We start from the raw sequence: 12,076 nt of genomic DNA, 5'->3' as shown, positions 1-12,076 counted from the left end.
TTAAAAACCAACCTTCAAACCTAAATCAAAACCTCTTCTACTAGGAACCCCACCATAATCTAATCCAGCAGAGCCACCTCCTCTAACACCGGCACCCGAAACCCCTACTTCAGGGTCGATACCTGAATAATTAGTCAGCAGAACAAGATTTCTACCGGTTACAAATAGATTTAGTGTAGAGAAAAACTTAGGAAGATACTTTCTATTCAATGTATAATTAATGGTTGCTGATCTCAATCTAATCCAAGATCCATCTTCAATAAATGCCGTACCAACAGCAGCCAAATTATTTTCAAAGTATCCCTGGGTTAATTCAACCTGTTTGGTATTTGGACTAAAACTGCCATCTGCATTTTTAACAACACCCTCAAAAATCACTGGTTTATTACGTTCTGCGGTTTGCATACTTAATCCACTTCTCACTAATTCCCATTCATTACCATTAATTACGTCGCCACCTTTTCTGATATCCACCAAGAAACTAAATTCTAAATTTTTATATCTAAAGGTATTATTAAGCCCCATTGTAAACTTCGGTGCTCTGTCGCCAGCATAAGTAAATAAGGTATTAAATGTTGGATAACCGTTGGCATCAATAATAATCCGTCCTTCAGGATCTCTGATATAATCTGTCGCACTAATTGAGGTTAAAGATTTTCCCGGATAGGAAGCCCCTTCCGCAACGTTTATAATTGATGCATCAGAATTCCTCACAATAGTAAGTGGATAAGGCAATGATAAAACTTCATTTTTATTAGAAGCAAAGTTGAAGTTAATATCCCAGTTAAAATTTTTGTTTCTAATTGGTGTGCCAGATAACATTAATTCAACACCTCTATTTTCTACTAATCCGCCATTAATATATTGTAAAATAAATCCAGTTGCCTGACTCACCCTTGGTGCTATAATCTGATCTTTTGTTCTATCTCTATAAACAGTAGCATCCAACCTTAATCTTTGATCAAAAAACTGTAGATCCAAGCCTGCTTCAAATGATGTCCGCCTTTCTGGCTTCAACTCCGGGTTATTACCAAAGAAACCATATCTAAAACCTCCACCAATAAATGTATTTGATTGTAAAGGAGATTCTACTCTGTATGGACTAGTATCTTTTCCTACATCAGCATAAGAAAGTCTAAGTTTTCCATAACTAAGCCACTTATTACTCTCTAAATTCAAGGATTTTGTAAATTCATACCCCAAACTTACCGAAGGATAAAAGAATGACCTGTTTTTGGTAGGAAGTGTAGATGACCAATCGTTACGGCCTGTTAAATTTAAGAAAATAGTTTTTTTCCAGTCAGCGTTGAAACTTCCAAAAGCGCCGATAATTCGCTTAAGCGAATTTCTTTCTATCAAACTTCTGTTTACAGTATTGTTTACGCTGATGAAATCTGGATTTTGAAAAATTAAACCTAAGTAATCAACAGTAGAAAATTTGGTTTGATCTACCGCATTACCAACCAAAAGCGAGGTACTAAAATCTCCGAAACTTTGTTCTGCACTAATTAAGAGGTTGGAAGTTAAACTCTGAAACGTATTAACTGTTTGTCCTATTCCTCCATTGAAGTTATTAGGCAGCGATGTTCCCACGGCCCTTACACTTTGAATTCTTTCCGTGTATAAATCGGTACCGAGGGTATAATTTACTTTAAGCCATTTGAAAGGTCTGTATTCAGCACCCGCATTACCTAAAAAGCGATCATTTGAATCTGTCTGCGGATTTTTATCAATGGTGAAATATGGGTTATCTGTATCTCCCGTAGCACTTGCCAGTAGTCGCCTTCTGGTGCCATCAGGGCTTAAATAATCCTTCATATTATCATTCTTGGGCCAATTGAATATGCTTACCAAAAATCCACCAGTACCACCGAACAAGCCAGGTCCCTGTAGTGGTCGTCTGCCTGTTGTTCTCATATAGTTGGCCGATCCGGTAAAAGTAAATTTTTCACTGGCTATCGCACTTCCTGATAGCCTAACAGAAGTTTTACCATAATCCGTTTGAGGGACAACTCCGTTTTGGTTAGCATTAGATGCTGAAAACCTAAACGTGTATTTATCAGAACCACCAGAAACACTTAAATTATGTGTTTGTGATTTACCTGTAACGAAGAAATCTCCTAAATTATCGTAAATGGTTTCGCCTGGCGCAAACTCTGAGCCGTACGAATCTCTACTGGTAAGGTTATAAATCCCGGCAGTTCCTTGTTTATAGATGGATTGAGTTTCTGGTAATCTGATTACATTATCCCAAGAAAACACATTATTATATGTTATTGTTGTTGAACCAGTTTTCCCTTTTTTAGTTGTGATGATAATAGCACCATTACCAGCCTTTAAGCCGTATAATGCCGCAGCAGCCGGTCCTTTTAAAACGGTTACACTTTCTATATCATCCGGATTAATATCTGATGCACGATTGGGAGTACCAACACTACGACCTAATACACCATTGAAAGCACTTCCTGCTCCGGGCGCCGTTGATTCTACAAAAGAGCTATTATCCAATGGTACTCCGTCAACAACAAATAGCGGTTGGTTATCCCCATCCAGAGAAGTACCTCCACGAAGAATAATTGCAGAGCCTTCTCCCGGGCCACCGCCTGAGCTTGTGATAACTGCACCGGCGATTTTACCTTGCAAGGCATTGACAATATTTTGCTGCCTAGACTCTTCGATATCTTTCGACTTCACATTTTGAAAAGCATAGTTAATACTTTTTCGATCTTGGGCGACATTAAATGCTGTTACAACAACTTCATCTAAGTTGCTAGCATCGTTTACCAACACGATATTAATTACCGTATTTCCAATAACTCGTTCTACGGTTTTATAGCCAATAAAAGAAAATTGTAGTGTTTCATTTTTCAAAGCTTTTATAGAATAATTTCCATCTGCATTGGTTTGCGAAACGACTGTGCTTCCTTTCACTCGAATGGAAACGCCTGGTAAAGGTCCATCAGCCGATGTAACCTTACCGGTAACGGTTATTTGCTGCGCGATGGCGTGAGCCAGCAACAAAAACGTACCAAGAAAAATTAATAGTAGTTTTTTTTTCATAAACTGCCAGTTTAGGGGAATGAAGTGATTGTTTAGTTGTTAGTTTTTATTGTTTGCCAAAACACGCATAATAACGCATTTTACTTTAATATTTAGCTAATATCATAAATGTTTTTCAATAAAAAAACATTTAAATAAAGTATATTTAGCTATCACACAAAACATTATTGCATAAACACGCACAAACACGCAAATAATATATTTTTAAAATGTTTTTATACATTCGTAGAAAATCAAATGATTTATGCTGAAAAAAGAACGTCACGATTTCATCATGCGCCAGATTAACCTGCACAACCGGGTGCTAACCTCAGATCTGGTTCAATTGCTTAATGTTTCGGAAGACACGATCAGACGAGACTTGCAGGAACTTGTTGATGATGGCCTACTGTTTAAAGTGCATGGCGGAGCTTTATCTAAATCATATCATAGCTCTTTCGATGATAGTACTGTATATGCAAGAGATAGTAAAATTGTGATTGCAAAAAAAACAATCCGTTTGATCAAAGACGGCATGGTGGTGCTCATTGGCGGAGGCACAACGATCTTAGAATTTGTTAAACAGTTACCACAACACCTGGGCGCCACATTCTTTACCATTAGTCCGCTTGTTGCTGTAGAACTGGCCAAATACAACAATATTGAAGTGATATTAATTGGTGGTCTTTTTTCAAAAAACTCTCAGATAACCTATGGCGGCCATGTAATTAGTCAATTAGCTGAAATTAAGGTCGATTTATGCTTAATGGGTACAAGTGCGATACACCCGGAAGAAGGACTAACTGATACCGATTGGGAAATTAACCAGCTCAAAAAGGCCATGGTAGCCTGCGCGAAAAAAACAGCGGTGCTTTGTATTTCAGAAAAACTAGATATCACATTGAGGCTTAAAGTTTGCCCGATAGAAAATATAAGCTATTTAATCACCGAGTTAGAAGTAGAACACGAATCTTTAGCCGGTTACCGTGCTAAAGAATTGAATATTTTATAAAAAGAGCCCCGATGAAATCGGGGCTCTTTTTATGCTGCTAGAAAGTTGGATCTGCAGGGGTGTTAGTATTGTTATCTCTTTCTGCGAAAGGATAAGGAAAAAAATTACGTTTACGATCGGTTAATGGCTGATTGAACCTTCTCATATCTTCCAGTTTTAGTCCAGACATAAAGAGTTCGATACAACGGTGTTTGTAAATCAGGTCTAACAGCTGTTGCTGTGTATAAGGACCTGTTAGTGCTGGCAATGCCGCACCAACACCAAAAGGATCTGTAGCAGCAGTTTTGGTTACAATCTTATTCAGCTCAGTAAGCGAAGAAGTTAAGTTCGGCGTAGCTTGACGGGCATAGGCCTCTGCCTTAATTAAAGTCATTTCGCCAGGCAGATAAACTGGAATTGGCGCTAAGCTAGCCGCACCAAAACCATTGATACGTACAGTTGTATTAATTGTAGTATAAAATGGAATCCTGGCATCACCTGCATCTGGAATATTCGCGCCAGTTTGCCCTAAGTTTATATTTTTTGGTTGAATAACATTATTAGTAGAGGTAGCAATTTCAAAAATGGGATTGAGATTTTGCGCATCGTAAGTGAACGACGATCTTTTGGTTAGATCAACAGCATTGGCGCTGCTTAATGCAACGGCATAGTTTCCAACAAATAAGGCGTAACGTGCTTTTAATGCATTCAACGTATTCGGAATATCTACTCCTGTAGGAATGTTGCTCAAAAACGAGGTGCTGATTGGATTTGCAGCAATCAAGGCCAAAGCATTATCAATAGTTGCAATAGCTTTATTAAAACCCTCCGTCCTTGTTATAAAAGTTACATTTTGCCCCGTTCCTGCTGGAACTTTTTCCCAAAATTCCGACAAATTACCTAAAGCCAGAGCTTTAAAAATACTGGCATGTGCAATTAAACCCGAAGCCAAACCTTTATCGCCAAGATTAGCCGCATTATTAATCACATTATCTGCATCGTAGATGATTTTATTTGAACTGGTCCAAACATTTAACAATACCGAATTTGCACCATCTACCTGCACTCCGCCTGTCATTAACCGATCTTCATTGGTATTTCCTGTATTAACAGAAATTAACTCATTGGTAGTAATACCATTAACAGTAATTGCAGCATACAGTAGCCCTGCCCTTGTTGTGGAGAAATTCTTCTGAAGGCCAACCGTAACCCCTGTCAAACCTCTCGCGGAAAGGAGCACATCATCTGCCACAGCAGCGTTAGGATTTAAATATTCCTTTTTACAAGCAGCCAGTGAAACGGCCAATGCAAAGAAAAATATGTAGTGAATATATTTTGATCTTGAATTTTTCATCTTAATATGATTTATTTTTTCAATTAATTAGAACTTAGCTTGTAAACCGAAAGAAAACGTTCGTGGAATCGGTACCGCACCAAAATCGATATTTCTTAAAATTGTTGATTGGCCACCTGCATTTAACTCTGGATCATAGCCCTTATAATTATCCCATGAAACCAGGTTTCTACCACTAATATTTATGGTAAGATCTTTAACAAACTTTACCTTTCCAATGTTATAGCTTAAAGAAATCTCTCTCAATTTCACAAAAGATCCGTCGTCAATACGCCATTCTTCTACATTATATGCACCAGCCACGTAACCTCTGGGCAATTGGCCCAGCTGCTCTGCTTCAGCAACCTTGCCATTACCTACACCTTGACGAGTTCTCCAATCCGCATTCCATACATCCCCACCTTGAACAGCATCCAATTGAATGTGTAAGCTTAATTTTTTGTAGGTAAAATCGTTGACAAAAGACCCTGTATAATCTGGGTTCGGATCGCCGATTACTTTACGCAAAACATTACCTGCAGCCTGACCTGCAGTTAAAGGAATACCAGCAGGGTTTGTTGCAATATCTCCGGTGGATGTCCGCTCAAAATATGTCCCATAAAAAACACCAACCGGATAACCATCAGTGATGGAAACAGGTGCGCCAGCATTGGTTGAAATTAATCTCTGTGCACCTGAACCCTCAATTTTATTTCTATTTCTGTTGTAGATCAGGGTCGATGTCCAGCTAAAGTCTTCCGTTTTAACTGGCACACCGGTAAGCATTAACTCGATCCCTTTATTTTTTAAAGTACCGCTGATATTGTCTAACAGACTAGAAAAACCAGTTGTTGGCGCAATTACAACCGGTAATAATAAATCAGTTACGTTTTTATTATAATAACTAAAAGTTAAACCTAAGCGATTGTTAAAAAATGACATATCTGTACCGATTTCAAGCTCTTTCTGGCGCTCTGGTTTTACACCAGTATTAGCCAATGTTGCTAAAGAGGTTAAAGATGTTTTGCTGTTTAGCGCACTTGGTGAATAAATGTTGAAACGATCGTATGCGCCAATCCCTGTTAAATTTCCTGACTGGCCATAAGCGGCTCTTAGTTTGAAAGCATTCCACCATGATGATACACCAAAATCTTTCCAATAATCGGCAGATGACAATACATAACTCACATTAGCCTTAGGATAAAATTGCGTTCTATTGTCTTCCCCAAATACAGTAGATTGATCTACTCTAATGGCTCCAGTTACAAACAAATGGTCTTTATATTTAAAATTTTGTTGTAAATAAGCGCCGCTAATGGAAAATTCTGAACGACTATCAACATTTGCCAAAACAGTACTTGCTCCGTTTACCACCTGAACAAAAGGCGCTAACCCACGTCCGTTTAGCAAACTGTACAGGTCTTTTTGATATTGATAAGAACCACCCAATTGCGTTGTAGAACTTAACAGATCAGATATTTTTGCATCGTAGGTAAAATTTAATTCATTATTAAATAGTGTGGTAGTGGCATTTGCCGCACTCGCATAACCATTTAACGACGGGTCTAAACTAGCTCCGCCACCATAAAAACCCGTACTTACATTATAGGTAAAGGGCGGAATAAATGTTGTTCCGTTTTGAATTGAATTATCAACCCCCATGGTGTAATCGATAGTTAGGTTTTTTACCGGGTTAAGCTTTAAGCCTAAATTGGCAATAATACGATTGGTAAACTGGCGCTGCTTGATATCTTCAATAACAGAAACCGGATTTACACGGCCGCGTTCGCCAACAGCCTGTAAGTTACCAAGTACATCTCTTGCAAAAATGTCGTGAAAATTACCAATAATAGTAACTGAGTTCATTGGTGAAAAGAATGAATTCCCATCTGGTTTTTCGTTGGCATCACTGTGTATATAATTAAAGCCAGCGGTCATTTTAGCCCAGTTATTAATCTTTTGATCCAGGTTTGCCCTGAAGTTCATTCTTTTGAAATCTGTATTCTTTATAATCCCTTGATTTAAAAAATACCCTGCCGAGGTGTAAAACTTGGTATTATCGTTTCCACCTGAAACAGAAACGGAATTATCAGTACCTACACCGGTATGAAAAATATAGTCCTGATAGTTATATCTGGTAACTGGAGTTTTCGCGGTCTGTAAAACAGGAGTGGCACCAGGAGTGGGTGGAACTGTTTGAATAACATCTTGCGTCACAGAGTTCGCATTGTCCCCAAACCGAACAGGCGCCTGGTTTACCTCAATTTGTTTACGAAGCTCGCTGATTGTTAAACTTGTGCTAAAGCTCACTTGCGGCTCGCCGGTTTTACCTCTCTTGGTAAAAATCTGGATTACGCCTGCATTTGCCCTCGATCCGTAGATTGCTGCAGCGGCAGCACCATTTAAAACCTCAATATGATCAATATCAGACGGGCTGATATCCACCATCCGGTTTTGTCCAATACTTCCAACAAAGTTTCCACCATCATAATTGGCTGAGGTATTGGTTACTCTGGTTGTAGAATTGTTTACAATTACACCATCGATGATGTATAGTGGCTCAGAAGATGAGTTAACCGAGCTTACCCCTCTTAAACGAACAGATATCCCTCCTGCCGGATCACCGGAGTTTTGACTAATCTGTGCACCAGGTGTTTTACCTTGTAGTGAGGCCAGGGCATTTCCACTAGGTGCTTTATTTAAATCATCACCCTTTACTGTACTCACATAACTACCGAGCTGTTTACGGGTAGTTCCCTGAGAGGTACCCGTAACAATAACTTCATCCAGCCCCACTGCATCGCCACTTAAAGCACTATTGGCCTGAACGGTGGTATTATCGCCAAGTATTACAGATTCGATATTTGATTTAAAGCCGATAAAAGAAATCTGTATCTGGTATTTACCCGGCGCCAAATCAACCGAAAAGCTATACGTCCCGGATGAACTTGTGCTTGTTACGAGATTGGTATTCATAATTTTTACAACAGCGCCAGGGACAGGACTGTTATTAGAGGCATCGGTAACCTTACCACTTATGGTATACCGTTTGTTTTGTGCCTGTGCCATTCCTGTAAATAAGAGCAGCAGAAATGGGATCAACAAAATCGCGAAGAATCCTGGTGACCATTTTAGGTAACTTTTTTCCATAAAATTTGGTTTTGTTAGAAGATTAGTGTTAAAACAAATTTAACAAAATACCGCACAAACCAAATTTTTAACAGGTACAAACTGCTTTACAATTCGTAAAACGATCATATTTTATTAAGCTGGCAAACTAATTTTACCCATGCAAACCGAGGGTACACCTTGCCTGTTTCCAAAACTGATCGGTTTTCCGCAAAGGGTTTCATTGGCTAACACAGCAAACAAAACAGCCTCTTTTGCATCGGGATTAATATTTAAATCATCAGTGGTTTGGAATTTGCAATAAGGTAGCTTGCTTTGAAGAAGCTGCACCAGTAAAGGATTATGCATTCCGCCGCCACTCATAAAAACCTGTGCTTTAGCATCATCACCAAAACAACGTTTAATTGCATTGGTAGTGGTTTCTGCAGAAAAATGGCATAGGGTAGCCATCACATCTTCCTTACTTAAATTTGTTGTTGAAGACTGTTCTTGTGCGCGGATTAAATATTCCAGATTAAATAGCTCCGGCCCCGTCGTTTTAGGGAAATCTAAATCAAAGAAGCTGCAATTTAACAGCGCAGCCAATAGACTGGAATTAAATTCGCCAGCCAAAGCGACAGCGGCATTTTTATCATAAAATTGATTAAAGTGCTTTTGCATATACTGATCCATCAAGGTATTTCCGGGGCCAACATCCGTCGAAAAAATTTCACTGGCATCGGTACTTCCTGGTAAATAAGTGAAATTTGCTATGCCACCTATATTTAACATCACCCGATCTTCACCGGCTTTCGAAAAGATCAAATAATCGCCATACACAGCCAATGGCGCACCTTCGCCCCCGGCAGCCAAATGTTTTTGCCTAAAATCAGAAAGGGTGATGATTCCAGTCCTTAATGCAATATGATCACCATCACCAATTTGTAAGGTACCATTGGGGTAATCGGCCAGTTGATGCAGAGATTTTGGCGCATGAAAAATCGTTTGGCCGTGGCTGGCAATAAAATCGATAGCTTCATTTTGATAACCCCATTCTTTTAGCGCTTCGTTTATGAGCTGTGCATGGGTATTTGCAATATGTTCGTTCATCAGGCATACCAGCTGTAAGTCGACTTCTTTTTTAGAAAAAACGGCTTTTATTTTGGCCCTGAAATCATCGGAATAATTGCCGGTTTTAAATTCTAAAATTTGGATATCGGTATCGGCACCGCTTCCTTTAACCAAACAAAGCGCAATATCCAGCCCATCCATTGATGTGCCACTCATCAATCCTATAATTAACCGTTCCGATTTCGCTGCTTTCGAATACAACTTTTCAATCTGTGTGTTCATATTGGTTTTTTATCTGAAAAAGATCAAACGTTTGTCTGCCCCTTTAATCGAATTTTATATAAATACTTGCAATAAAAGTAAATAACCTTTGTTACAAATTGGGCATAACTCTCTATATTTACTGCTCCGTACATTAAAATCCATATAAAAAAAATGGCTAGATTAAATCTACTGGAGGAGACACGTTTCGAGAAATTACCGGTAAGCGTGTTCGAAAATCCAAAAATTGCTTCAATTAATGTAGCACACCGCATTGCCGAGCTCATTAAATCAAAACAAGCAAACAACACACCTGCAGTACTGGGCTTAGCAACAGGTGTTACTCCAATTGCAGTTTATGCCGAACTGGTTAGACTGCACAAAGAAGAGGGCTTGAGTTTTAAAAACGTAATTACTTTCAACCTGGATGAATACTATCCAATGGCGCCAACTGCGGCACAAAGTTATGTTACGTTTATGAACGAAAACCTTTTCAATCATATCGACATTGATAAGAAGAACGTTCACATCCCTGATGGCACGCTTGCACTGGAAGACATTCCTGCTTTCTGTCTGGAATACGAAAAAAAAATAGGTGATCTTGGTGGTCTTGATATCCAGATTTTAGGTATCGGTCGTACAGGTCACATCGGATTTAACGAGCCGGGCTCTGCACCAAATTCTGGTACCCGTTTAGTTACCTTAGATGATTTAACCCGTCGTGATGCTGCACGCGATTTCGGTGGAAAAACCTTTGTACCCACAAAAGCCATTACCATGGGTATTGGTACAATTTTCAAAGCAAGGGAAATTATATTAATGGCCTGGAGCCGTAAAAAAGCTTCGATCATCAAAAAAGCAGTTGAAGGCGAAATTTCAGGCGATGTTCCGGCAACTTTCCTTCAGCTTTCTGACCATGTGGAGTTTATCCTTGATGCACCTGCAGCATCAGAATTAACTCGTTTTTACACACCATGGTTGGTTAAAGATTGCGTTTGGACCGATGCCTTGATCCGCAAAGCGGTGATCTGGTTGGCCAACACCTTGAAAAAACCGATCTTAAAATTAACGGAAGACGATTACAACAATAATGGTATGGCGCAACTGGCAACTGAAAAAGGACCAGTGTACAATATCAATATTCATATTTTCAATAAATTACAGCACACCATTACCGGCTGGCCAGGTGGCAAACCGAACGCTGATGATTCTCAACGTCCGGAAAGAGCAGAACCAGCGAAGAAGAGAGTCATTATTTTCTCTCCTCACCCTGATGATGATGTGATCTCGATGGGCGGTACTTTTCTCCGCCTGGTTGACCAGGGACATGATGTACATGTCGCTTACCAAACTTCAGGTAATACCGCAGTTTGGGATGACGATGCATTGCGTTTTGTGGAGTTCAATGTAGATTTCACAGAGAAAATGGGCATGGACAATACGCACTTAAAGGATCTTTATAACAAAATGAGAGCCTTTATTGAGCAGAAAAAACCAAACCAGATTGATACTCCAGAGATCCAAACAGTTAAAGGACTGATCAGAAAAGGTGAAGCTATTGCCGGCGCAAGATATTGCGGTCTTGAAGATGATCATATCCATTTCCAGGCACTTCCTTTCTACGAAAGTGGAAAGGTTCAGAAAAACCCGGTAACTGATGCGGATATCGAACTTACAATAGAATTATTACAAAAAGTTAAACCTCAACAGGTTTATGCAGCAGGCGATTTTGAAGATCCACACGGAACGCATATTGTTTGTTTCAATATTATTTTAGAAGCATTAAAGCGCTTACGTAAAACCGAAGCCTGGGCACAAGATTGCTGGTTGTGGATGTACCGTGGTGCATGGCACGAATTTGAAACGCATGAAATCGAAATGGCCGTTCCAATTTCGCCACAAGAGCTTGAGCGTAAAAAATATGCTATTTTCAAACACCAGAGCCAAAAAGACCGGGCAGTTTTCCCTGGTGATGATTCAAGGGAATTCTGGCAACGTGCCGAAGACCGTAATCGCGATACAGCAAAAGCTTACGATGAGCTTGGCCTTGCAGAATACGAAGCAATGGAAGCTTTTGTACGTTGGAAATTTGAAGATTAATTAAAAAAGAAAATAAATAGTAATCCTGCTTCGTTCATTCGAAGCAGGTTTTTTTTTGCCCTCGAGGTTTAGCCTCGACAAATGGTCATGCCGAGCATAGCGAAGCATCTCAAGAAAGTCTTATCGTCTCGACTGAAGAGTAACGAAATGGAGATATCTATATGCTGAAAAAA

At 39.4% G+C, this 12,076-nt stretch carries 6 protein-coding genes; 2 read left to right on the top strand and 4 right to left on the bottom strand.

Annotation, left to right across the window (positions count from 1 at the left end; all coding sequences use genetic code 11):
* Entirely contained in the window at positions 1 to 3,060 is a 3,060-nt protein-coding gene (locus AC07YT_RS13450; protein WP_086548598.1) for a SusC/RagA family TonB-linked outer membrane protein, read from the bottom strand.
* 244 nt (positions 3,061 to 3,304) lie between these two features.
* Here AC07YT_RS13450 and AC07YT_RS13445 point away from each other — a divergent pair, with 244 nt between their 5' ends.
* Positions 3,305 to 4,051, top strand: a complete 747-nt coding sequence (locus AC07YT_RS13445) for a DeoR/GlpR family DNA-binding transcription regulator (protein WP_086548597.1) — start codon at positions 3,305 to 3,307, stop codon at positions 4,049 to 4,051.
* 37 nt (positions 4,052 to 4,088) lie between these two features.
* Here AC07YT_RS13445 and AC07YT_RS13440 read toward each other — a convergent pair whose 3' ends face one another.
* From AC07YT_RS13440 to AC07YT_RS13430, 3 genes are all read right to left on the bottom strand, one after another.
* Entirely contained in the window at positions 4,089 to 5,384 is a 1,296-nt protein-coding gene (locus AC07YT_RS13440; protein WP_086548596.1) for a RagB/SusD family nutrient uptake outer membrane protein, read from the bottom strand.
* A gap of 27 nt (positions 5,385 to 5,411) precedes the next feature.
* The gene (locus tag AC07YT_RS13435) at positions 5,412 to 8,513 is read right to left on the bottom strand and encodes a SusC/RagA family TonB-linked outer membrane protein (RefSeq protein WP_086548595.1); all 3,102 of its coding nucleotides are present in this window, start codon (positions 8,511 to 8,513) and stop codon (positions 5,412 to 5,414) included.
* Between the two features lie 114 nt (positions 8,514 to 8,627).
* Positions 8,628 to 9,824, bottom strand: a complete 1,197-nt coding sequence (locus AC07YT_RS13430; protein WP_086548594.1) for an anhydro-N-acetylmuramic acid kinase — start codon at positions 9,822 to 9,824, stop codon at positions 8,628 to 8,630.
* 153 nt (positions 9,825 to 9,977) lie between these two features.
* Between AC07YT_RS13430 and nagB the strand changes: the two genes are divergently transcribed.
* A complete protein-coding gene (nagB, locus tag AC07YT_RS13425; RefSeq protein ID WP_086548593.1) occupies positions 9,978 to 11,903 on the top strand; it encodes a glucosamine-6-phosphate deaminase in 1,926 nt (641 codons plus the stop codon).
* The last annotated feature ends 173 nt before the right edge of the window (positions 11,904 to 12,076 follow it).

The sequence above is a fragment of the Pedobacter sp. GW460-11-11-14-TSB4 genome (genome assembly GCF_059423705.1).
The sequence above is the reverse complement of the archived record's forward strand: the minus strand, read 5'-3'. Positions and strand labels throughout refer to the sequence as shown.

What these genes read in the sequence shown, in the direction of transcription:
- AC07YT_RS13450 (WP_086548598.1), bottom strand. Translation starts at nt 3,060, where the DNA reads ATGAAAAAAAAACTACTATTAATTTTTCTTGGTACGTTTTTGTTGCTG.
- AC07YT_RS13445 (WP_086548597.1), top strand. Translation starts at nt 3,305, where the DNA reads ATGCTGAAAAAAGAACGTCACGATTTCATCATGCGCCAGATTAACCTG.
- AC07YT_RS13440 (WP_086548596.1), bottom strand. Translation starts at nt 5,384, where the DNA reads ATGAAAAATTCAAGATCAAAATATATTCACTACATATTTTTCTTTGCA.
- AC07YT_RS13435 (WP_086548595.1), bottom strand. Translation starts at nt 8,513, where the DNA reads ATGGAAAAAAGTTACCTAAAATGGTCACCAGGATTCTTCGCGATTTTG.
- AC07YT_RS13430 (WP_086548594.1), bottom strand. Translation starts at nt 9,824, where the DNA reads ATGAACACACAGATTGAAAAGTTGTATTCGAAAGCAGCGAAATCGGAA.
- nagB (WP_086548593.1), top strand. Translation starts at nt 9,978, where the DNA reads ATGGCTAGATTAAATCTACTGGAGGAGACACGTTTCGAGAAATTACCG.